The following is a 22,047-nucleotide window of genomic DNA, read 5'->3' on the forward strand; positions in this document are numbered from 1 at the left end:
GCATGACCGGACGGGTGCTGCTGGCCGGATGCGGCGATCTTGGGCTGCGCGTGGCGCAGCGTCTGCTGGCGCGCGGCGACGAGGTATGGGCGCTGCGGCGTTCACCTGTGCGTGACGGCGAGCATGGTGTGCGCTGGGTGCGCGGCGATCTGACGCAGCCGGAGAGTCTGCGCGCGCTGCCGGAGGGGATCACCCGGGTGGTGTATGCGCCGACGCCCGGGGTGCGCGAGGAGGCCGCGTATCGCGCGGTCTTCGTCGATGGCTTGAAGGGTCTGCTCGGGGCGTTGTCCGCCGCGCCGCTGGAACGCGTGCTGTTTGTTTCTTCCAGCGCGGTCTATGGCGAGCATGGCGATGCCTGGGTGGACGAAGAGACGCCGCCGTCGCCGCCGGGTTTCAACGGCCGCGTGTTGCTGGAAGCGGAGCGGTGGCTCGCCGCGCAGAGCGTGCCGTCGATCAGCCTGCGCCTGGCGGGGATCTATGGGCCGGGGCGCATGCAATTGCTCGAACGCTTGCGCGCGGGCGAGGCGCGGGTGCCGCGGGATCCGCCGCATTGGTCGAATCGTATTCATGTGGATGATGCGGCGGGGGCGGTCGTGCATTTGCTGGGTGTGGCTGCGCCGGAGCGCGTGTATGTCGGCGTGGACGATGTGCCGTTGCCGATGCATGTGTTGTATGAGCACCTTGCAGGGTTGATGGGGGCGCCGTGTCCGGCGGATGGGGGGGCGCCGCTGGGGGTTGGCAGCAAGCGGTTGAGTAATGCGCGGTTGCGGGGGAGTGGGTTTGTGGTTGGGTGGCCGGATGCGCGGGAGGGGTATCGCGCGTTGCTGCGGGGATCGTGATGAGGGGGCTCGTCATCCCGGCGTAGGCCGGGATCCAGTAACGGTATCGCTTGGTTTTCGCGTTATCGCGAATGGGCCGCTTATGCAGCGGGCATTTCGGACGCCTGCCGGCGCCCGAGTCACTTTCTCTTTGCTGGTCCAAAGAGAAAGTAACCAAAGAGAGAATGGCCTAAGAGCCAAGGCTCGCGACGCGACTAGAAGGAGCAGTGGGCGGCTGCGGTAGCCTGATTAACCTGGGTCTACACGAAACGACAGTGCGTTTACGTAGCGGGTGCTTCAACGTGCCGTTGCCGAGAGGACGTTCAAGAACCGAGGCCAGCTTTTGCTCTTCGCCCCTGTATGCCCCACCACCGCACTTCTCCCTCTCCCCTCCGGGGAGAGGGTCGGGGTGAGGGGCCGGGCGGAGCGGGGTGTTGCAGGTCGCGGTGTGCTGAAAGCTTTTCCGCCTGCTTTCATAGAAATCCGGCCCTCGTCAGGTGGCACATCCCGAGGCTCCGAGGCTATGGGAACATCGGCGCTTCACCACCACGAAGGAGCGATCCATGGCACACGTTTCTCCGAATATGGTCACCACCGGCAACGAGCTGCCGGGTTATCGCGTCGTGCGGCCGATGGGTATCGTGCGGGGGATTACCGTGCGGTCGCGCAGCATCGTCGGGAATCTGGGGGCGGCGCTGCAGACGCTGGTCGGCGGCAATATCTCGATTTATACCGAGTTGTGCGAGAAGGCGCGCGAGGAAGCGTTCGAGCTGATGCTGCAGCATGCGGGACAGCACGGTGCCAATGCGGTGGTGGCGATGCGGTATGACGCCAACGACGTGGCGGAAGGCGTTACCGAGGTGCTGGCGTATGGGACGGCGGTGCTGGTCGAGCCGCTCACCTGAGGCCGCGGTGCCGCGCGGGGTTCGCAGGCGACCGGAAAGCGTCGCCTGTCGACCGGATGCCGGGTTCAAAAATCTTCTGGCATACGTCCCGCGGCTGGAGGCCATGAAAGCATCCGCGCTCCATTCATCGAAAAGGAGTGCGCATGTCTCATATCCGCTTGCATCTGATCAGCACCGGCAATGATCTGCCGGGCTACCGCGTCGTCCGCCCCTTGGGCATCGCGCGCGGACTTACCGTGCGCTCGCGCAGCATTGTCGGTACTTTGGGCGCGAGCTTGCAGACGCTGATCGGCGGCAATATTTCGCTGTATGCCGATCTGTGCGAGAAGGCGCGCAGGGAAGCATTCGAGTCGATGCTTCGACATGCTGGGGACTTGGGTGCCAACGCCGTGGTGGCGATGCGCTATGACGCCAACGAGGTCATGGCCGGGGTGACCGAGGTGCTGGCTTACGGCACCGCCGTGATGGTCGAACCCTTGTCCTGAGCCGGATGCGCGGGCCATGCCAGGCCCGCGCGCCGCCGGCTTCAGAAATGGCTGAGCCCGGTGACGTGCCGCTGCGTGTCGTACTCCACGCAGGTGTCGGCCAGTGCGGGCAGGATGGCCAGGGCGTGGCGGCTCAGGCGTTCGAAGTGGGCGAGGAAGTGTTCCATCGCGTTCGCGTCCATGGCCAGCGGCGCATGGCGGGCGAGCAGTTCCTCTTCCTGCTGGCTGCGCCACTGGCGCACCACTTCCCAGTTCGGCGCCTGCAGCACCACCAGCGCGTCCAGCTTGCGCCATAGCGGCTGGTAGCCGCGCAGCTGCTTGTTGACCCAGTGGCGCCAGGTGCCGTCGGGGTCTTCGTCGCGTTCCATGGCGTTGACGGGCTCGTCCAGCGCCGACTGCAGCTGCGGCTTGATGCCCAGCGCCCAGCCTTCCAGCACAATGAGCTTGGGCGGGCGGGTGATCCGGGGCCAGCGCGAGGGCGGCATGCGCGTGTCGCGGCCCTTGTCGAAGCGCGGATAGGTGACCGGCAGCTTCTCCGACGCATGCGGCAGGGCGGCCAGCACCGACATCAGCAATTCGATCTCATGCGTGCCGGGCACGCCGCGGGTCTTCAGCAGCGGATGGATCTGGTGGGCGAGCGATTCGCGCTCGCTGCGGCTGTAATAGAAGTCGTCCAGCGCCAGCACCTCGGTGGCCAGGCCGCGCGCCTCGGCCTGGGCCTTCACCTCCCGCGCCAGGGTGCTCTTGCCGCTGCCCTGCAGGCCGGAGATGCCCAGCAGGTAGGGCCGCCGCGAGCGGGCGATGCGGCCGGCGTACTGATCCAGCAGGAGTCCCGCCAGGGTCGAATTCTGCGTGATAGCATCGTTAACCATCCGCGCATGATGACGCGCGCCGGCCACGATTCAAGACCCATGCTGAAACCCGAAATCCTCGAGACCTTCCAACAGCTGCTGGAGGGTGCCCGGGCCAGCGGCGACCCCGAGCCCACCGCCATGACGCTCGCCACCGCCGACGCCGGCGGCCGCGTGAGCTCGCGGGTGGTGCTGCTCAAGGGCGCCGACGAGCGCGGCTTCCGTTTCTTCACCAACTACCAGAGCGACAAGGGCAGCGAGCTCGAAGCGCATCCGCAGGTGGCGCTGTGCTTCCACTGGAAGCTGCTGCGCGACGGTGTGCAGGTGCGCATCGAAGGCGCCGCGCGCAAGCTGATGGAAGAGGAGTCGGATGCCTACTTCGCCAGCCGCCCGCGCCTGAGCCAGATCGGTGCCTGGGCCTCGCTGCAGTCGCAGACCCTGCCGGACCGCGACACCTTCGAACAGCGCGTGGCGCGCTACGAGCAGGAGTTCGATGGCCGCGACGTCACGCGTCCGCCGCACTGGGGCGGCTATGTGGTGGAGCCGGACATGATCGAGTTCTGGTACGGCGCGCAATACCGCCTGCACGAACGCGTCCGCTGGAGCCGCCACGGCCAGACCTGGACGCACCGCATGCTTTATCCCTGAAGCTTGCGCCGCAAGCTTTATCCCTGGAGGAGACTGCAGCCATGACCCGAGCCGCGCCCGCCGGACACGTCGCCCAGCAAGGCTTCACCGTGCATACGCGCGGCCGCGGTTTCAGCGAGATCACCGACAAGGTGACCGAGGCGGTCATGGCGGCGGGCGTGCATACCGGCATCGCCCACGTCTTCACCACGCACACCAGCTGCTCGCTGCTGATCAGCGAGAACGCCGACCCCGCGGTGCGCGACGACCTGGAGCGCTGGTTTGCCCGCGCCGTGCCCGACGGCGACGCGATCTTCCGGCATGACGCCGAAGGCCCGGACGACATGCCGGCGCACGTGCGCTCCATCCTCACCGGCGTCAGCCTCACCTTGCCGGTGCACGGCGGCAAGCTGCTGCTGGGCACCTGGCAGGGCGTGTACCTGTGGGAGCACCGGCACGATCCGCACCAGCGCAAGGTCACCGTGACCGTGCTGGGCCACTGAGCCACACCTGCGCTTTCACCCCGCGCTTTTTTCGCCGAGACCATGTCCACCGACGCATTTCCGCACCGCATCGTCTGCCTCACCGAAGAACCCACCGAAGTCCTCTACGCGCTGGGCGAGGAGCACCGCATCGTCGGCATCTCCGGCTTTACCGTGCGGCCGGCGCGGGCGCGCAAGGAGAAGCCGAAGGTGTCGGCCTTCACCAGCGCCAAGATCGGCGAGATCCTGAAGCTGCAGCCGGACCTGGTGATCGGTTTCTCCGACATGCAGGCCGACATCGCGCGCGAGCTGATCAAGGCCGGCGTGGAAGTGTGGATCAGCAACCATCGCAGCGTGGACGGCATCCTGGCCTATATCCGCCGGCTCGGCGCGATGGTGGGCGCGGGCGCCAAGGCCGAGGCCTATGCGCAGGAAGCCGAACGCCATATCGCGAAGATTCGCGCGGCCGCCGAAGCGCTGCCGAAGCATCCGCGCGTCTATTTCGAGGAGTGGGACGAGCCGCTGATCACCGGCATCCGCTGGGTGGCCGAGTTGGTGCGCATTGCCGGCGGCGAGGACGTGTTTCCGCATCAATCCGGCCAGTCGCTGGCCAAGCACCGCATCCTGGCCGATCCCGGCGAGGTGGTGCGCGCGGCGCCGGAGGTGATCTTCGGCTCGTGGTGCGGCAAGCGCTTCCGGCCCGAGCATGTGGCCGCAAGGCCAGGCTGGGACGCGATCCCGGCGGTGCGCAGCGGCGACGTGGTGGAGATCAAGTCGCCGCTCATCCTGCAGCCGGGGCCGGCCGCGCTGTTCGACGGGCTCAGCGAAATGCATCGGCATATCGCCGCCTGGGCCGCGAAATAGCGGCGTAGGTTGGGGTAAGCGCAGCGCACCCCAACGCCATCGCCACGTTGGGGTGCGCTGCGCTTGCCCCAACCTGCGCCGATGGCGTCAGCGCCCCAGCGCGAGCTGCACGCCCAGCGCGGTAAGCGGCGCGGCCACCAGGATGCGCAGCAGCACCAGCACGATCACCGCGATCCACGGCGAGAAATCCAGTCCGCCGGCCACCAGCTTGCCGCGCAGCGGACGCAGCACCGGCGCCACCAGGTTGCCGACCAGGCGCAGCGCGGGGTGGCGCTGGTCCATCGGGAACAGGCTCAGCAGCGACCAGATGAAGATCAGCACCAGGTAGGTGAGCAGCACGAAGTCGAGCAGGTCGGCCAGGCCCAGCACCAGCAGGCCGAGCGGATCGGGCGCCTGCCCGTAGAGCGCGAACGTCACCAGCCGCTGCAGCAGCATCAGCACCCACAGCAGCAGCACGCAGGCCAGGTTGATGCGACGCCAGTTCGGCAGCACGCGGCGCAGCGGCGCCAGCACCGGATTGGTGTAGCGGTAGAGGAACTGGCTCAGCGGATTGTTGAAGTCCGCGCGCGTGGCCTCGGCCAGCAGGCGCAGCAGGAACAGCGTGCAGACCGCGCCGAAGACGAGGTCGACCAGGAAGGAAACGGCATTCAGCAGATAGCTCACGGGGCGTCATCCAGGGCGGCGGCCAGTTCCTCGCCGCGGCGGGTAGCGGCGGCGACGGCGCGCGCCACCATGCGCGGCAGCCCGTCGGCGCTGAAGCTTTCCAGCGCGGCCTGGGTGGTGCCGTTGGGCGAGGTCACCCGGCGGCGCAGCTCGGACGGGTCCTCGCCGCTTTCGGCCAGCATGCGGCCGGCGCCCAGGCAGGTCTGCGCGGCCAGCGCACGCGCGGTTTCGCGCGGCATGCCCTGGGCCACGGCGGCGTCTTCCAGCGCTTCGACCAGGGCGAAGAAATAGGCCGGGCCGGAACCGGACAGTGCGGTCACCGTATCCATCAGCGACTCGTCTTCCAGCCAGCGGGTGAGGCCGGCGGCGTCCAGGATGCGCTGCGCCACGGCACGCTGCGGCGGGCTGACCCGGCTGTTGGCGCACAGGCCGGTGGCGCCGGCGCCGATCAGGGCCGGCGTATTGGGCATGCAGCGCACGATCGGCAGGGCGCCGAACCAGCGTTCGAGCTGGTCGATGCGCACGCCGGCGGCGATCGAGATCAGCAGCGGGCGATGCTGGCGCAGCACATCCTGCAGTTCGGCGCGCAGCGCCGGCATCACCTGCGGCTTCACCGCCAGCAGCACCACTTCGGCCTCGGCCGCGGCGGGCCGGGCATCGGCATAGCAGGCCACGCCGAATTCGCGGCCCAGCTCCTGGCGCGCCTCGGCGCGCGGCTCGGCCACGCTGACGGAGGAGGCCGCGATCCCGGTCTTGAGCAGGCCGCCGATCAGGCTGCGCGCCATGTTGCCTCCGCCGATGAAAGCGATGCGGGTCATGCGGGTTCCTTGGGGGACGTGGGGGCCATACCTTACCCGTAGGTTGGGGTGAGCGCAGCGAACCCCAACGGACGCCGCCGGATCATCGGGCAAGGCACATGGGTTTGGGGTCCTGGCCGCGTTGGGGTTCGCCTGCGGCTCACCCCAGCCTACGGCGCCATTACGGGGTTATCACTTTCAAACATCGGCCACCCGAAAGACTGGCTCCTGTCGCCGCGCCGCGAGTAGTATCGGGCCGCTGCGAGGGGGACCCGCCAGGGTGGCAGCGCTCAGGCCGAGCCAGGCCGCCCGCGACCGTTCCCCACGCCGTACCGCCCAAAGTGAACGCTCGAAGGGGAACGCATGGATATCGCCGAACTACTGGCCTTCTCGGTGAAGAACAAGGCGTCGGACTTGCACCTGTCCGCCGGCCTGCCGCCGATGATCCGCGTGGACGGCGACGTCAGGCGCATCAACATCCCGGCGCTGGAGCACAAGCAGGTGCACGCGCTGATCTACGACATCATGTCGGACAAGCAGCGCCGCGACTACGAGGAATTCCTCGAGGTCGACTTCTCCTTCGAGATCCCCGGCCTGGCCCGCTTCCGCGTCAACGCGTTCAACCAGAACCGCGGCGCCGGCAGCGTGTTCCGTACCATTCCGTCCGAAGTGCTGACCCTGGAAGACCTCGGCGCCCCGCGCATCTTCCGCGAGCTGATCGAGCAGCCGCAGGGCCTGATCCTGGTCACCGGCCCGACCGGTTCGGGCAAGTCCACCACCCTGGCGGCGATGGTCGACCACATCAACAAGAACGAATACGGCCACATCCTCACCATCGAGGACCCGATCGAATTCGTGCACACCTCGCAGAAGTGCCTGGTCAACCAGCGCGAGGTGCACCGCGACACCCACGGCTTCAACGAGGCGCTGCGCTCGGCGCTGCGCGAAGACCCGGACTTCATCCTGGTGGGCGAGCTGCGCGACCTGGAAACCATCCGCCTGGCGCTGACCGCCGCGGAAACCGGCCACCTGGTGTTCGGCACCCTGCATACCAGCTCGGCGGCCAAGACCATCGACCGCATCATCGACGTGTTCCCCGCCGGCGAGAAGCCGATGGTGCGCTCGATGCTGTCCGAATCGCTGCGCGCGGTGATCTCGCAGTCGCTGCTGAAGAAGGTGGGCGGCGGCCGCATGGCGGCGCACGAGATCATGGTCGGCATCCCGGCCATCCGCAACCTGATCCGCGAGGACAAGGTGGCGCAGATGTACTCCTCCATCCAGACCGGCCAGCAGTACGGCATGCAGACCCTCGACCAGAACCTGCAGGACCTGGTCAAGCGCGGCCTGATCACGCGCCAGCAGGCCGCGGCGTACGCGCGGAACAAGGAAGTATTTAAGTAATCGGGGAATAGGGAATGGGGAATAGGGAATAGGAAGAGCAGGAATCTGCACGCTTGCTGCGCCTCGCTTTTCCTGCTCCCTATTTCCTATTCCCCATTCCCAGCTTCATTCCCGACTCCCTCCCGGAGGGCATATGAGCGACTTCGACTTCACCTCCTTCCTCAAGCTGATGGTCCACAAGAAGGCCTCGGACCTGTTCATCACCGCCGGCGTCGCGCCGTCGATGAAGGTGCAGGGCCGCATCGTGCCGATCACGCAGAGCCCGCTGTCGGCGCAGCAGTCGCGCGACATGGTGCTCAACGTGATGACGCCTTCGCAGCGCGAGGAGTTCGAAAAGACCCACGAATGCCAGTTCGCCATCTCGGCGCAGGGCGTGGGCCGCTTCCGCGTGTCGTGCTTCTACCAGCGCAACTGCGTCGGCATGGTGCTGCGCCGGATCGAGTCCAAGATCCCGACCATCGAGGAACTGAGCCTGCCGCCGGTGATCAAGCAGCTGGCCATGACCAAGCGCGGCATCATCATCTTCGTCGGCGGCACCGGCACCGGTAAGTCCACCTCGCTGGCCTCGATGATCGGCTACCGCAACGCCAACTCGACCGGGCACATCATCACCATCGAGGACCCGATCGAATACGTGCACAAGCACGAGGGCTGCATCATCACGCAGCGCGAGCTGGGCATCGACACCGACAGCTGGGACAACGCGCTGAAGAACACCCTGCGCCAGGCGCCGGACGTGATCATGATCGGCGAGGTGCGTACGCGCGAAACGATGGAACACGCCATCAACTTCTCCGAAACCGGCCACCTGTGCCTGTGCACCCTGCACGCCAACAACGCCAACCAGGCGATGGACCGCATCCTGCACTTCTTCCCGGAAGACCGGCGCTCGCAGCTGTTCATGGACCTGTCGCTGAACCTCAAGGGCGTGGTCGCGCAGCAGCTCATTCCCACGCCGGACGGCAAGGCGCGCCGCGTGGCGGTGGAGATCCTGCTGGGCACGCCGCTGGTGCAGGACTACATCCGCCAGGGCGAGATCCACAAGCTCAAGGAAGTGATGAAGGAATCGACCAACCTCGGCATGAAGACCTTCGACCAGAGCCTGGTCGAGCTCTATCACGCCGGCGAGATCTCCTACGAGGACGCGCTGCGCCACGCCGACAGCTCCAACGAAGTGCGCCTGCGCATCAAGCTGGCCCAGGGCGGCGACGCGCACACGCTGTCGCAGGGCCTGGATGGCGTGGAGCTGGAAGAGACGCGCGACACCAACCAGCTGGGCGGCGGCATGTTGTATCGCTGACGCGGCGCGTTACCGGTCGCTGCAAAAAGAAAGGAGCCCGCGGGCTCCTTTCTCGTTTCCGCGCGCCCCGCGCTGGCAGGGAGCGGGGCGCGGCGCTTACTTCGCGTTGTCGCTGACGGTGACCCCGCCGGTGTCTACGCTCTTCACGCCTTTGACCTTCTTGGCGATCGCCTCGATCTTGGCTTTCTCGCCCGAGGTGGCGGCGGTGCCGGTGATGGTGACCACGCCGTCGGTGGTGTTCACCGACAGGTCGCCGCTCTTGATGCCCTTGGTGGTGGCCAGCTCCGATTTCACCTTGGTGGTGATCCAGCCGTCGGCGGCCTTGTCCGGCACGGTCTGGTTGCTGGTCGGTTTCTGCGTGGCGCCTGCATCCTGCGCGGCGACCTGGGCCAGCGGCGAGGCGGCGAGCAGCGCGACCAGGGCGGCAGCAGGAAGGGTCTTACGGAACAGGTTGGAAGTCTGCATGGCAACTCTCCTGAGAAAGGGGACGCTGTCCGGGGGAGACAGCCGGACGCGGTGTTTCGAACGTCCGTCATCGATACCAGCAGGTCGGGTGTGAACAGCGCTTCGAAAGCGCGTGGAGACGTTCAGGGCGCGATCGCCAATGCGAAGGTTTCGTGCGCTTGTGCGAGCTGAATCGCAAGCTTTCACGAAGCTTGCATGTCGCGCCGCAGCACGTGCGAATTCTCATTTTCTACAGCGATTTACGGGGTTTTCCAGCCCGCGCATGCGGCGGAATTAGTGACCGGGTGAAAAAAATCGCGTTACAAATTCGTTGAGAATCGTACTTTGTTGCGCTATACAGCCCGCTGCTCTTCGGGGCTGGATGGATACGAGAGGGGGGCTCGTCGAGCCGCATCTGGTTAGCCATCCGGGGGCACGTTTCATTCCTCGGAGCAGGGCCCTTCCCCGGGCTCGCACGACCCACATCCCCGGTCCGCACCCGCTTGCGGATCTTGCGTTGCTAACAAGTTGATGGGAGTACAACCTGTGAGTTACCTCGCTGCTTTCACCAAGCGGCCTAAGGGACGTTCGTCCCTGGCCCTGGCCGTTGCCCTGGCTCTGGCCGGCACCGGCGCCCTGGCTCAGTCCAACATCACCGGCTCGATCTTCGGCCAGGTCGCCCCGCAGTCGGGCAATACCGTCGAGATCAAGAGCGTCGACACCGGCCTGACCCGTTCGGTCACCGTCGACGAGCAGGGCCGCTACCGCTTCAGCTCGCTGCCGACCGGCCGCTACAGCGTGACGCTGAAGAACAACGGCGCCGCCGTCAGCACCCGCGACAACGTCGAGCTGAGCATCGCCGGCGGCACGGAAGTGTCCTTCGGCGCTTCCGCCGCGGCCGCGACCGACGCGAAGAACCTGGACGGCGTCTCGGTGGTGGCCTCGGCCCTGCCGGCCATCGACGTGTCCTCGGTCGACACCCGCACCGTGCTGACCTCCGAGCAGCTGGCCAAGCTGCCGATCGACCGCGACATCGCCGCCGCCGCCATGCTGGCGCCGAGCGTGGTCGCCAACTCCAGCTACGGCGTGCCCAGCTTCGGCGGCGCGGCCTCGTCGGAGAACGCGTACTTCATCAACGGCTACGCCGTGACCAACCCGCTGACCTCGATCGGCTTCACGAAGCTGCCGTTCGACGCGATCGACCAGCAGCAGGTGCTGACCGGCGGCTACGGCGCCGAGTTCGGCCGTTCCACCGGCGGCGTGATCAACATCGTCACCAAGCGCGGCTCGAACCAGACCAAGGGCGGCATCTACACCATCTGGGAACCGGAAGCGCTGCGCGCCAGCCCGCGCAACAACTACTTCCCGCAGACCGGCGCGGCCACCAACGCCGCCACCGACGGCAAGCTGTACCAGTACCGCAACCGCAACCAGTACTGGAAGTCCACCGTCGGCGCGTACATCAGCGGCGCGCTGATCAAGGACCGCCTGTTCTACTACATCGACGCCGAAGTGAACCGCCAGGAAGGCGCCAGCGTCGGTTCGTTCTCGAACTCCGCGGCCTCGGCCTCGAAGATCGGCTACAGCGACTACCAGTACAAGATGCCGCGCTGGACCGCGAAGATCGACTGGAACATCACCGACAACCACATCCTCGAATTCACGGGCGTGTCGGACAAGACCGAGTACACCTCGGATCGCTACGCGTACGACTACAAGACGCTCAGCCACGGCAACACGCAGACCGGCGGCGTCTACACCAAGGACGGCGGCGACCTCTACATCGCCAAGTACACCGGCTACATCACCGACGACCTGACCGTGTCGGCGCTGTACGGCACGCAGAAGATCAACCACGTCCAGACCAACTACGGCTTCAATCCGGCCTGCCCGTACATCTCGGTCGGCTCGAACGCGCAGGCCCCGGGCGTCACCTACAACAGCTGCCAGACCGCGGTCACCTCGACCCTGCCGCTGGACGGCGCGAACGACAAGACCAAGGGCTGGCGCCTGGACATCGAGTACCGCCTCGGTGACCACGACATCCGCTTCGGCTACGACGCGCAGAACGCGAAGTCGTTCACCGGCAAGGAATACGCCGGCGGCTACGCCTGGGTGTACGCCAAGCAGACCAACCCGGCCACCGCGATCGACCCGGGCCTGGGCGTGACCGGTTCGCCGGCTTCGGCGGGCGGCCTGGGCGCGCAGGGCTACTACGTCTACAAGGCGTACAACACCCAGCGTGCCGGCGTGGAAACCGACCAGGCGGCGCAGTTCATCGAAGACCGCTGGCAGGTCAACGATCGCTGGCTGCTCTCCATCGGCCTGCGCAACGAGCAGTTCACCAACTACAACAAGAACGGCGACGCCTACATCAAGCAGCGCCACCAGCTGGCGCCGCGCCTGGGCGCGTCGTGGGACGTGTTCGGCGATTCCAGCCTGAAGGTGTTCGCCAATGCCGGCCGCTACCACCTGGCCGTGCCGAACAACGCCGCCGTGCGCAGCGTGTCCGGTTCGCTGATCAGCAACCAGTACTTCACCTACACCGGCGTGGACCCGGTCAGCGGCGTGCCGCTCGGCCTGAACCCGATCGCGGTGAACCCGGCCAGCCCGTTCATCTGCGCCAGCACCGGCGGCGTGTCGTCCAACAAGGAATGCGGCCAGGCGCCGGATCCGCGCACCGTGGCCGCCAAGGGCCTGCGCGCGCACTTCCAGGACGAGTACATCCTGGGCATGGAGCAGCAGATCTCCCCGACCTTCAATTGGGGCGCGAAGCTGACCTATCGCAAGCTGATGAGCGCGATCGACGACACCTGCATCCAGGCGCTCGGCAACAAGTGCCTCACCTTCAACCCGGGCCGCGGCAACACCTTCATGGTGGCGCAGGCGGACGGCAGCCTGAAGGAAGTGCACCTGAGCCAGAAGGACCTGAACCTGCCGGACCTGAAGCGTAAGTACTACGCGGTGGATCTGTTCGTCGAACACCCGTTCGCCGACAGCTGGTACGGCAAGGTCGAGTACACCTTCTCGCGCAACTACGGCAACACCGAAGGCCAGCTGGCCTCCGACCTGGATACCGGCGCGGGCGGCCAGACCGACGTGTCGCGCACCCAGGACTGGGACCTGCCGCAGCTGATGGTCGGTTCCAACGGCACCCTGCCGAACCACCGCGCGCACCAGGTGAAGGCGTTCGGCTATTACCAGCTGAACCAGGAATGGCGCTTCGGCGCGACCCTGGTCGCCGCTTCGGGCCGCCCGAAGAACTGCACCAGCTTCTACCCGACCGCCGACGCCGGCCTGTACAACAGCTCCACGTACTGGTTCTGCGGCCTGCCGGGCCAGCCTGGCTATGCGATCTCGCCGCGCGGCTCCAAGGGCACCACGCCGTGGACCTACCAGCTGAACCTCAATGCGGCTTACACGCCGGGCTGGCTGGACAACAAGCTGACCCTGCAGCTCGACGTGATCAATGTGCTGAACCGCCAGACGGCGACGATGTACAACTATCGCTACGCGCTGAACCGCACCACGGTGAACCCGCTGTACGGCCGTGAGCTGAACTACACCGATCCGCGCTACTTCCGCGTGACCGCCCGCTACGACTTCTAAGCGGACGGAACGGCCCGGCGCCGCAAGGCTCCGGGCCGGTTTCGGCAGACCGAAGCACGAAGCCACCGGCAGCCGCCGGTGGTTTTTTTTTGCGCAGCGGCCGCGCTTCCCTTTAAGTTCCCGCCGATGCCGCCGCTACAGCGGCCGACCTGCAAGCGCCAGACGGAGCGAGGCTCTCATGCACCTGGACCTTCCCACCCTGATCTTCGTCAGCTTCCTCGCCGCCATCAGCGCGGCGATCGGCTTCACGTCGCTGATGCTGGTGCTGCGCGGACAGGCGGCGCTGCGGGTTTGGGTGGCCAGCCTGTGGGTGTCCACCGCGGGCATCGCGCTGATCTCGCTGCGCGGACAGATTCCGGACTTCATCTCGATCGTGCTGGCCAACGGCGCCATCGCGCTGGCCGGCGCCCTGATGGTGAAGGGCCTGGCCGTGCATATGCAGCGGCGCCTGCGCTGGCGCGCGCCGCTGGCGATCGTGCTGGCCTATGCCGCCGGGATCGCCTGGTTCGCCTATGCGCAGCCGGACCTGCATGTGCGCATCGTGCTGGCGAGCGTGCAGGCGCTGATCTGGAATCTCTGGTCCATCTATCTGCTGCTGCGTCATGCGCCGCGCGAGATCCGCCTGAGCTGCCGCATCCTGGCGCTGATCCTGGCGGCGGACGCCGTGCTGTTCATGATCCGCCCGTTCGTGCCGCTGAGTCCGGACGCGGGGCAGGACCTGCTGCGCGGCGGCGCGCCGGTGACCATGACCTATGTCGCCGGCATCGTGATCAGCCTCGCCGCCTATTTCGCGCTGCTGCTGCTGATCACCGAGCGCCTGATGGTCGACCTGCGCCGCGCGGCCTCGATCGATGCGCTGACCGGCCTGCTCAACCGCGGCGCCATGCTGGCGGAAGGCCGCCGCGCCTTGGCCGCGAGCGGGCTGCACGGCCAGCCCTTCGCGGTGCTGGCGCTGGACCTGGACCGCTTCAAGCAGATCAACGACCGCTGGGGGCACGAGGGCGGCGATGCGGTGCTGGTGCATGCCGCGGCGGTGCTGCGCGAGGTGGTGGCGTGGCCCGGGCACGCGTCGGGCCGTTACGGCGGCGAGGAATTCCTGCTGACCTTGCCGGGCGCGGACCTGCGGGCGGCGAGCGAGCTGGCGGAGCGGTTGCGCGCGGCTCTGGATGGTTCGTCGGTGATCGTGAACGGGCAGCGCCTTCGGGTGACTACGAGTATCGGGGTTGCCGTCGGGGCGGGTGGCGCGAGCTTTGAGCAGCTCGTGTCGTCGGCGGACCGGGCGCTGTATCGCGCGAAGTCGGATGGCCGCAACTGCGTGCGGCACGCGGCGGCTGACATGCTTCCGTGGCCCTCTCTCCTCCGGGGAGGGGGCAACGGTCTTGTCTCGCCGTCTCATTTTCGTCATCCCGGCGTAGGCCGGGATCCAGTGGCGGTATCGCTTGGTTGTTGCGTTGACGGTTGGTTGTCTCGCCGTTGGCGAGGGTTTCGCCCCGCTGCCGCGGGGCGAGTTACTTCTTCTTTGCGTGCCCAAAGAAGAAGTAACCAAGAAGAAAGGGCACCCTGCTTGGCGCCCTCAGCAGCAAAGCTGCTGAGGGTCCGTGAGGGCTGGCCGGGCTTTTTGACAGGGCATCCATGCCCTGATCAAAAAGGCGGGGACATCGTGTCCCCGCCCCCCTGCGGGGGCCTTTTCGTCCAGCCCTCACCGCCGGCGCCAAGGGGACCCGGTAGATCAAGAGCAGAAGCGCACCAGCGGAACGCCGCGGCTGCGCCGCGTGCTCTTGGTTCGATTTTCGCCTCGCGCTCCATCTCCCTCTCCCCTCCGGGGAGAGGGTCGGGGTGAGGGGCCGGGCGGAGCGATGCGCGGAGGGGCGAGAAAGCTCAAAAGCTTTTCTTCTCTTCGCAGAAGCGTCGTCGCGAGCACCCACCCCTCATCTGTCCTGGCCGGTGTTTCTCAGAAGGCGACGTTCACCGTCAGTCGCGCCGACTGATCCCGCGCATCGCTCGCAAACTGCCCGTGATACCCGAGATCCACCGTCACCGCGTGGCCGAGCGGGAAGCGCAACCCAAGATCCAGCACGCCCGCGTTGTTCGCCACCGGCAATCCATACACGTTGAAGCTGTCCGCACCGGCGACGAAGCGCTGGCGGCGCTCCGGCACCGTGTCGCCCCAGGCGTGCTGGTAGCCCACGCCGGCATAGGCGTGCAGGCCGCCCGGCCCCAGCTGCAGCGAGCCGCGCACGCCGCCGATGGCGGCGGTGAGATTGGACGAGCTGCCGTCGACGCTGAGTGCGGCGATGGTGCCGTGCTCGGTGAACGCATCGGTGCGCACGTGCACCTGGCTCAGGTTGACGTAGGGCTCCAGCGTGCCGCGGCCGAACTGGAACACGTAGCCGCCGTCCACGTAGGCCTGCGCGGTGTTGGCGTCGTAGCTGGCCTGCGCCGTGCCGGAGAACGGGCCGAAGGCCATGCGCCGCGTGGTGTCGATCTTCTGCCACGCATAGGCCGCGCCGCCGCGCAGGCGGAAATTGCCCAGGTTCCAGCTGGCGTAGACACCGGCATAGTTGGCCTTCGCATGCGCCGTCGAACCGAGTTCGCGCACGTTGAGGCTGTTCTGCCCGTGGCCGAGCACACCGCCCAGGCGCACGTCGCCGACTTCCGTGTCCGCGCCGATCAGCAGGCCGCTGCCGTTGGCGTTCATATCGTGCGCATTGCCGTCGCTGTCGTGGTCGCCCCAGTGGCCCCACAGCGAGCTCCACACCATGTTGCCGGCGCCCGTCGCGCCTTCGGCACTCTGGCCGCCGTAGTTCGCGCCCAGCAGATGGTTGTTGATGGCGTCGCGCACGTAGTGGCTGTCGTCGAACAGCGCGGTGGTGATGCTGCCGTGCATCTCGCCGGAGAGCTGGTCGAAGGCGTGGCGTGCGCTGTCGGGGTCCAGGCCGAGCAGGGCGTCGATCAGCGGCGAGCTCGGGTCCAGATGATCGAGCGCGCCGGCGGTGCTCTTCTGGTTCTTGGTGTCCGCCACGCTTTCGAAGCTGACGTCGTTGCGCTGCAGCGAGAGATTCACTGCATTGGCGGTGTAGCTGAGCAGCGGCGTGAGGAAGGTCAGGTTGGCGCTGACCGCGCCGAACTGCCCGCTCACGCCCTGTGCGGCGGTGAGGATGGTGTAGTCGGTGCGCGGCGCGTAATTGCCCGGCTGCGCCAGTACCAGCACGCTGCCGCCGAGGATGGAGGCCGTGCCGCCGACCACGATGCGGCTGCTCTGGCCCTGCGGCGTGGCGCCCACCTGGTAGCTGGAGCCGGGATGGAACACCGCATTGCCGGTCACCGTGAGCGTGCCGGTGGTGTTGCCGGGAATCACCGTGCCGGACAGGTCCAGCCCGCCGATGGTGCCGATGCCGCCGAGCGTGGCGCCGCCGTTCACCGTGACGTTGCTGCCCAGGGTGGCGCCGGGATGGCTGTTGTCGCCGACGATCAGCGTGCCGGCGGCGACGGTCGTGGCGCCCGACAATGGATTGACCGTGTCCAGCGTGAGCGTGCCGGCGCCGGATTTCAGCAGCGTACCGCTGCCGGACAGCGTGCCGTTGAACGTGCCGTCCGTGCCCTGGTTGAAGATCAGCGAGGCGTTGTCGGTGATATTGCCCTGCAGGCTGGTGCTGTCGCCCTGCAGTGCGCCCGCGCTGATCGTGGTGCCGCCGCTGTAGCTGTTCGCGCCGCTCAGTGTGAGCGTGCCGGCGCCGAGCTTGGTCACCGAGCCGGTGCCGCTGACGATGCCGGCGAAGGTGCCGTCCGCGCCCTGGTTGAAGATCAGCGAGGCGTTGTCGGTGATGTTGCCTTGCAGGCTGGTGGTGTCGCCCTGCAGCGCGCCGGCGCCGATGGTGGTGCCGCCGCTGTAGCTGTTCGCGCCGCTCAAGGTAAGCGTGCCGGCGCCGAGCTTGGTCAGCGAGCCGCTGCCGCTGACGGTGCCGGCAAACGTGCCGTCCGCGCCCTGGTTGAAGATCAGCGAGGCGTTGTCGGTGATGTTGCCTTGCAGGCTGGTGGTGTCGCCCTGCAGCGCGCCGGCGCTGATGGTGGTGCCGCCGCTGTAGGTATTCGCACCGCTCAGCGTCACCGTTCCCGCGCCGAGCTTGGTCAGCGAGCCGCTGCCGCTGACGATGCCGGCGAAGCTGCCATCCGTGCCCTGGTTGAAGATCAGCGAAGCGTTGTCGGTGATGTTGCCCTGCAGGCTGGTGGTATCGCCCTGCAGTGCGCCGGCGCTGATGGTGGTGCCGCCGCTGTAGCTGTTCGCACCGCTCAGCGTGACCGTGCCGGCGCCGAGTTTGGTGAGCGAACCGCTGCCGGCGATGGCGCCGGTGAAGGTGCCGTCCGTGCCCTGGTTGAAGATCAGCGACGCGTTGTCGGTGATGTTGCCCTGCAGGCTGCTCGTATCGCCTTGCAGCGCACCCGCGCTGATCGTCGTACCGCCGGTGTAGCTGCTGGCACCGCTGAGCGTCAGCGTTCCCGCACCGAGCTTGGTCACCGTGCCGGTGCCGGAGAGGCTGCCGGCGAACGTGCCGTTCGCACCCTGATCGAACACCAGCGCCGCGTTGTCGAGGATATTGCCCTGCAGGCTGGCCGCATCGCCCTGCAGCGTGCCCGCGCTGACCGTGGTGCCGCCGCTGTAGGTGTTCGCGCCGGTCAGCACCAGCGTGCCCGCGCCGAGCTTGCTCAGGCCGCCGGTGCCGCCGAGCGCCTGGTTGACGGTGAACACGTTGGCGGCATCGGCGATATCGAAACCGCCGCCCGGCGCGCCGAGCGTGATCGCGCGCGCGGTCGACTGGAATGCCGTGCCGGTCACCTGCAGGATGCCGCCTTCGAAATCCAGGCCCGCACTGGCGGCACCGAGGTTGGCATCGGTGCTGACCGACAAGGTGCCCGCGCTCAGCATGGTGCCCTGCGTGTAGGTGTTGGCGCCGCCGAGCACCAGGGTGCCGGCGCCGGTCTTGTTGAAGCCCAGGCCCGTCAGTGTGTTGTCGACCGTGGCCACCCACGCGGCACTTGCCGCGCTGCCGTCGCCGACGCGGATCTCGCTGAGCGCACCGGGCGTCGGCGCGACCAGGCCGAGCGCGTCGCCGACCAGGTGGAAGCCGTCGTTGGCGAACTGCATGCCCAGCGCCGTCACCGCGCCGCCGGTGTTGTCGACCGTGACCGTGCCGGCGTCGCCGCCGAAGATGGCGAAGGCATCGGCCGGTTGGCGCGAGGAAGTCACCGCGCCCACGGCATCCGTCCAGTTCGCCTGCGGAACCGACCAGATGCCGCTGCCGCCGCCCATGCGCGTGCTGTTGGCCAGGCCGTTGGCGTTCCAGAAATTCAAGGTCAGGCCGTTGGTGTTGATCAGGTTGATCTGCTTGCTGGCGGTGAGGTTCTGGATGGTGAAGCCCGAGGGCGGCGCGATGCCGTCATTGGTTTCGGTCAGCGTGCCGCCGTAGGTAAACAGGTTGTACAAGCCGGGGCCGAAGCCGCCGGCATCGATGGGATTGAGCGTGGCGCCGTTGATGGCGAGGTTGCCGTTGACCACCACGTTGTGGCCGGTGCCGGGCGTGGTGAAGTTCGGGCCGGGTGCGCCGAAGGAGAAGTCGAGCACGCTGCCTTGCGCCAGGGTGAGGTTGCTGTTCACCGTCAGCGAACCGGTGGGATTGCCCGGCGCGAGATGGCCGCCGTTCTGCACGGTGACGCTGCCGGCGACGGTGCCGAAGCCGCCGAGCGAAGCGCCGCTGGCCACGCTCACGTCGCCGCCGATGGAGGCACCGGCATGCGCGGCATCGCCGACCGTCAGGCTGCCGCCCTGCACGGTGGTCAAGCCGGTGTAGGTGTTCACGCCGTTGAGCACGAGTGCGTTGGCGGTATTGGTCAGTCCACCGGTGCCCTGGATCACGCCATCGAAACTGCCGCCGCCGCTGCCGCCCACGCTGAGCGTGTTGGCGCCGAGATTGACGGTGCCGCCGGCGCCGGCCAGCGCGCCGATGGTCTTGTTGCCGCCGGCGGAGATATCGAAGGTGCCGCCCGCGCCCAGCGTCAGCGCGCTGCCGCCGGCGAGCGCGCCGCCCACGCCCAGCGCCAGCGTGCCATTGAGGATGCTGGTGCCGCCGCTATAGGTGTTGGCGCCGGTGAGGGTTTGTGTGCCGCTGCCGTTGATCGTCACCGAGCCGGTGCCGCTGATGGTGCCGGCGAAGCTGCTGCTGCCGGCGGGTGCGAGAGTCAACGCGTTCGCGCCCAGCGCCACCGAACTGCCGGCCACGCCGGAGAGATTGGCGAGGCTCTGCGCGCCGGCGGCGGAGAGATCGAGCGTGGCGCCCGGTGCTGCCAGGCTGACCGCGCCGCTGGGCGCAAGCGCGCCGCCGGCGCCCAGCGCCAGCGTGCCGGCGCCGACGGTGGTGCCGCCGGTGTAGGTGTTCACGCCGCTCAGGGTCAGCGTGCCGGCGCCTAGCTTGAGGATGCCGCCGGTGCCGCCGATGGTGCCGGCGAAGCTGCTGCCGGTCGCATCGCCCAGGGTCAGCGTGTTCGCACCCAGCGCGACCTGGGTGCCGGCCACACCGGACAGCGCGCCGATGGTCCGGCTGGAGGTGGCGCCGCTGATGTCGAAGCCGCTGCCGGCATTGTTGAGCGCCACCGCGCCGGTGGCGGCGAGCGTGCCGGTCCCGCTGAGCGCCAGCGTGCCCGCATTGATCGCGGTGCCGCCGGTAAAGGTGTTGGCCCCAGCCAGGGTCAGCGTGCCTGCGCCTTGCTTGGCGATGCCGCCGGTGCCGCCGATCGCGCCGGCGAACGTGCTGTTGGCGCTGTCGCCGAGCGTGAGCGTGCGCGCGCCCAGTGCGATCGTGGTGCCGGTGCCGCCGCTCAGCATGCCGATGGTGCGATTGCCGCTGGCGCCGGAGATATCGAAGCCGGAACCTGCGTTCTGCAGATTGACCGCGCCGCCGGCCACCAGCGCGCCGTTGCCGCTGAGCGCGAGGGTGCCGGCGTTGATGGTGGTGCCGCCGGTGTAGGTCTCGGCGGCGCTCAGGCTCACCGTGCCCGCGCCGCTCTTGGTCAACGCACCGGTGCCGGACAGCACGCCGGACAAGGTGAAGTCGTTGCCGCCGGTGACGGTGAGGCCGCCGGCGTTGAGCAGCACCGCCTTGCTCAGCGTCGAGCCGGCGGTGCTGGCGGCGAGGCCGCCGCCATTGGAAGCGATGCTGGCAGCGCTGCCGAAGTTGGCGTCGGCGTCGAACTGCGCCACGCCGCCATTGAGCACGGCGTCGCCGCTGACCAGGGCGCCGGACAGGCTCCAGGTGCCGCTGTTCACGATCAGGTGCTGGAAATTGACGTAGGTGCCGGAGGCGGCGCTACCCGTGCCGGTGGCGCCGGAACCCGGCCCGGCCACCACGTTCTGCAAGGTCAGCGTGTTGTTGCCGCCAGCGCCGCCGTCGATCTGCCCGGTGGGCGCGAAGTTGAGATTGATGCCGAGCACGCCGAGCAGGTTCAGGCCCAGGCTGCCGCCGGCGTTGACGTTGGAGCCGGTCACCGCGGTGAAGGTATTGGTGCTGTTGGTGCCCATCGACACGCTGCCGCTGATGGTGCCGGCGTTGATGTACGTGTTGCCCGCGGCGGAGCTTTCGAACGCGGTGCGGCCGGTGACGGTGCCGGTGTTGGTGAAATTGACCTGCGCGCCGCCGTAGGCAGCCACCACCGGTGCATCGGAGCCGAGCAAGGTGACGCCGAGCAGGGCGGAGGAACCGATGCTGCCGGAGTTGGTAATGGTGGTGGTGCCGCCACCGCCATTGCGCACGGCCAGCGCCATGCCGGTGAGGTCGGCCAGGTTCAGGCCGAGCAGCCCGGTGGTGCCCTTCATCGTGCCCTGGTTGCTCACGGTCACGGTGCTGCCCGGAATGGAGGCGCCGAGATTCGGATTGCCGATCACCGTGCCCGAAGACAAGAGGCTGAGCAGTCCGAGCAGGGACGGATCGATGGTGCCGGCGTTGTTGAGCGTGGTGCCGTTGCCGGTCAGCGACATCGCGGTGCCGCCCAGGCCGAGCAGCACGCCGGTGGAGCCGCCGGCGTTGACGTTGACGGTGAGGTTGTCGGCGCTGCTGGCGTACGAAGGCGCCAGCGGATTGGCCGCGCCCGAGCAGGTGACGGTGGCGCCGTTGGTGGGATTGATCGGCGAGCAGGCGGCCATGGCCGATGGCGGCGGCACGGCGGCGCATGCGGCGAGGCAGGACAGCGCGAGCAGGCGGCGCGCGGGCAGGCGGCGCGTTCCTCCCGGCGGAACCGCGGCGCATGGTGCATCAGCCAGTTCGGAGGCGACTTGACCGTGACCATCGAAAACCACACACAGCGTACGGTTCCAGACGAGCCGGTAAATGCGATTCATGTTGTACCCCTGTCGAGTGAGCCGGTGCCGGGCGGCTGTACTGCGTGTTGACGGGGCTCTCCTATGAGCCCCGGACGTGCAGCACGCGCATTCGCGGACGGTGCCGGACGGGCCGGCGGTCGCTGCGGTGCGCGTGAAAGGGGGTGGCTGGAATCAGCCGGTAAGGTTCAGTGCGGCGAGGTGTAGCGGGGCGGAGCGTCGTTCCACAAAGCGATGACCATCTGACACCTCCTGTGCAATGGACCGGGACGAACTGCGCTGGTCTGCCGTGGCGATCGCGCCCCCTGTGGATGCGATGCCCCGGCGATTCTATGGGGGCCAAATGTTGAATGGCGGTGAAAATACGCCCGGCCGGAGAAAAATGAAACGGGGTGTCAAGGCACGCCGGCGTTCCAACAGAAACGGGGCGCCAAGG

The 22,047-nt window shown here is 67.8% G+C and carries 15 protein-coding genes; 10 read left to right on the plus strand and 5 right to left on the minus strand.

All coding sequences use genetic code 11. The features are described from left to right. The first annotated feature begins 2 nt into the window (after positions 1 to 2). The 3 genes from FHW85_RS10200 to FHW85_RS10210 all read left to right on the plus strand — a co-directional run bounded on the left by FHW85_RS10200 (position 3) and on the right by FHW85_RS10210 (position 2,208). Positions 3 to 839, plus strand: a complete 837-nt coding sequence (locus tag FHW85_RS10200) for an SDR family oxidoreductase (protein WP_168648152.1) — start codon at positions 3 to 5, stop codon at positions 837 to 839. A 542-nt stretch (positions 840 to 1,381) separates the two neighbouring features. After that, on the plus strand, positions 1,382 to 1,723 hold the full coding sequence (locus FHW85_RS10205) for a heavy metal-binding domain-containing protein (RefSeq protein ID WP_167252314.1): 342 nt from the start codon (positions 1,382 to 1,384) through the stop codon (positions 1,721 to 1,723). Positions 1,724 to 1,866: 143 nt separating this feature from the next. Next, on the plus strand, positions 1,867 to 2,208 hold the full coding sequence (locus FHW85_RS10210; RefSeq protein ID WP_167252313.1) for a YbjQ family protein: 342 nt from the start codon (positions 1,867 to 1,869) through the stop codon (positions 2,206 to 2,208). A gap of 41 nt (positions 2,209 to 2,249) precedes the next feature. On the opposite strand, the gene FHW85_RS10215 is transcribed toward FHW85_RS10210, so the two are convergent. Further along, positions 2,250 to 3,080: a kinase gene (locus FHW85_RS10215; RefSeq protein WP_167252312.1), complete on the minus strand. Its 831-nt coding sequence runs from the start codon at positions 3,078 to 3,080 to the stop codon at positions 2,250 to 2,252. Positions 3,081 to 3,119: 39 nt separating this feature from the next. Between FHW85_RS10215 and pdxH the strand changes: the two genes are divergently transcribed. From pdxH to FHW85_RS10230, 3 genes are read left to right on the plus strand one after another with little or no spacing between them, the layout of a single operon-like run. Then, the gene (pdxH, locus tag FHW85_RS10220; RefSeq protein ID WP_167252311.1) at positions 3,120 to 3,707 is read left to right on the plus strand and encodes a pyridoxamine 5'-phosphate oxidase; all 588 of its coding nucleotides are present in this window, start codon (positions 3,120 to 3,122) and stop codon (positions 3,705 to 3,707) included. A 41-nt stretch (positions 3,708 to 3,748) separates the two neighbouring features. Continuing rightward, positions 3,749 to 4,189: a secondary thiamine-phosphate synthase enzyme YjbQ gene (locus FHW85_RS10225; RefSeq protein ID WP_167252310.1), complete on the plus strand. Its 441-nt coding sequence runs from the start codon at positions 3,749 to 3,751 to the stop codon at positions 4,187 to 4,189. Between the two features lie 42 nt (positions 4,190 to 4,231). Beyond that, positions 4,232 to 5,032, plus strand: a complete 801-nt coding sequence (locus FHW85_RS10230) for a cobalamin-binding protein (RefSeq protein WP_168648153.1) — start codon at positions 4,232 to 4,234, stop codon at positions 5,030 to 5,032. A gap of 87 nt (positions 5,033 to 5,119) precedes the next feature. On the opposite strand, the gene FHW85_RS10235 is transcribed toward FHW85_RS10230, so the two are convergent. Further along, positions 5,120 to 5,695: a YggT family protein gene (locus FHW85_RS10235; RefSeq protein ID WP_167252308.1), complete on the minus strand. Its 576-nt coding sequence runs from the start codon at positions 5,693 to 5,695 to the stop codon at positions 5,120 to 5,122. Further along, on the minus strand, positions 5,692 to 6,513 hold the full coding sequence (gene proC / locus FHW85_RS10240; RefSeq protein ID WP_167252307.1) for a pyrroline-5-carboxylate reductase: 822 nt from the start codon (positions 6,511 to 6,513) through the stop codon (positions 5,692 to 5,694). Before proC ends, FHW85_RS10235 begins: the two co-directional genes overlap by 4 nt. A gap of 342 nt (positions 6,514 to 6,855) precedes the next feature. Here proC and FHW85_RS10245 point away from each other — a divergent pair, with 342 nt between their 5' ends. Together FHW85_RS10245 and FHW85_RS10250 are read left to right on the plus strand one after the other, a co-directional pair. After that, positions 6,856 to 7,893 (plus strand): type IV pilus twitching motility protein PilT, encoded by a 1,038-nt coding sequence (locus FHW85_RS10245; protein ID WP_167252306.1) that lies wholly within the window; start codon positions 6,856 to 6,858, stop codon positions 7,891 to 7,893. Positions 7,894 to 8,026: 133 nt separating this feature from the next. Then, positions 8,027 to 9,193 carry a PilT/PilU family type 4a pilus ATPase gene (locus FHW85_RS10250; protein ID WP_168648154.1) on the plus strand — a complete coding sequence of 389 codons (1,167 nt, stop codon included), beginning with the start codon at positions 8,027 to 8,029 and terminating at the stop codon, positions 9,191 to 9,193. Positions 9,194 to 9,289: 96 nt separating this feature from the next. Here FHW85_RS10250 and FHW85_RS10255 read toward each other — a convergent pair whose 3' ends face one another. After that, on the minus strand, positions 9,290 to 9,658 hold the full coding sequence (locus tag FHW85_RS10255; protein ID WP_167252304.1) for a BON domain-containing protein: 369 nt from the start codon (positions 9,656 to 9,658) through the stop codon (positions 9,290 to 9,292). A gap of 525 nt (positions 9,659 to 10,183) precedes the next feature. Between FHW85_RS10255 and FHW85_RS10260 the strand changes: the two genes are divergently transcribed. Together FHW85_RS10260 and FHW85_RS10265 are read left to right on the plus strand one after the other, a co-directional pair. Next, the gene (locus FHW85_RS10260; protein ID WP_343203548.1) at positions 10,184 to 13,246 is read left to right on the plus strand and encodes a TonB-dependent receptor; all 3,063 of its coding nucleotides are present in this window, start codon (positions 10,184 to 10,186) and stop codon (positions 13,244 to 13,246) included. Positions 13,247 to 13,424: 178 nt separating this feature from the next. Further along, positions 13,425 to 15,086: a GGDEF domain-containing protein gene (locus tag FHW85_RS10265; RefSeq protein ID WP_168648155.1), complete on the plus strand. Its 1,662-nt coding sequence runs from the start codon at positions 13,425 to 13,427 to the stop codon at positions 15,084 to 15,086. Between the two features lie 111 nt (positions 15,087 to 15,197). Here the strand turns inward: FHW85_RS10265 and FHW85_RS10270 are convergent, their stop codons facing one another. Next, a complete protein-coding gene (locus FHW85_RS10270) occupies positions 15,198 to 21,455 on the minus strand; it encodes an autotransporter-associated beta strand repeat-containing protein (RefSeq protein ID WP_343203686.1) in 6,258 nt (2,085 codons plus the stop codon). Positions 21,456 to 22,047 lie beyond the last annotated feature (592 nt).

It is taken from the genome of Dyella sp. SG609 (genome assembly GCF_012275375.1).
Lineage (GTDB): Bacteria > Pseudomonadota > Gammaproteobacteria > Xanthomonadales > Rhodanobacteraceae > Dyella_D > Dyella_D marensis.

What these genes read in the sequence shown, in the direction of transcription:
- FHW85_RS10200 (WP_168648152.1), top strand. Translation starts at nt 3, where the DNA reads ATGACCGGACGGGTGCTGCTGGCCGGATGCGGCGATCTTGGGCTGCGC.
- FHW85_RS10205 (WP_167252314.1), top strand. Translation starts at nt 1,382, where the DNA reads ATGGCACACGTTTCTCCGAATATGGTCACCACCGGCAACGAGCTGCCG.
- FHW85_RS10210 (WP_167252313.1), top strand. Translation starts at nt 1,867, where the DNA reads ATGTCTCATATCCGCTTGCATCTGATCAGCACCGGCAATGATCTGCCG.
- FHW85_RS10215 (WP_167252312.1), bottom strand. Translation starts at nt 3,080, where the DNA reads ATGGTTAACGATGCTATCACGCAGAATTCGACCCTGGCGGGACTCCTG.
- pdxH (WP_167252311.1), top strand. Translation starts at nt 3,120, where the DNA reads ATGCTGAAACCCGAAATCCTCGAGACCTTCCAACAGCTGCTGGAGGGT.
- FHW85_RS10225 (WP_167252310.1), top strand. Translation starts at nt 3,749, where the DNA reads ATGACCCGAGCCGCGCCCGCCGGACACGTCGCCCAGCAAGGCTTCACC.
- FHW85_RS10230 (WP_168648153.1), top strand. Translation starts at nt 4,232, where the DNA reads ATGTCCACCGACGCATTTCCGCACCGCATCGTCTGCCTCACCGAAGAA.
- proC (WP_167252307.1), bottom strand. Translation starts at nt 6,513, where the DNA reads ATGACCCGCATCGCTTTCATCGGCGGAGGCAACATGGCGCGCAGCCTG.
- FHW85_RS10245 (WP_167252306.1), top strand. Translation starts at nt 6,856, where the DNA reads ATGGATATCGCCGAACTACTGGCCTTCTCGGTGAAGAACAAGGCGTCG.
- FHW85_RS10250 (WP_168648154.1), top strand. Translation starts at nt 8,027, where the DNA reads ATGAGCGACTTCGACTTCACCTCCTTCCTCAAGCTGATGGTCCACAAG.
- FHW85_RS10255 (WP_167252304.1), bottom strand. Translation starts at nt 9,658, where the DNA reads ATGCAGACTTCCAACCTGTTCCGTAAGACCCTTCCTGCTGCCGCCCTG.
- FHW85_RS10265 (WP_168648155.1), top strand. Translation starts at nt 13,425, where the DNA reads ATGCACCTGGACCTTCCCACCCTGATCTTCGTCAGCTTCCTCGCCGCC.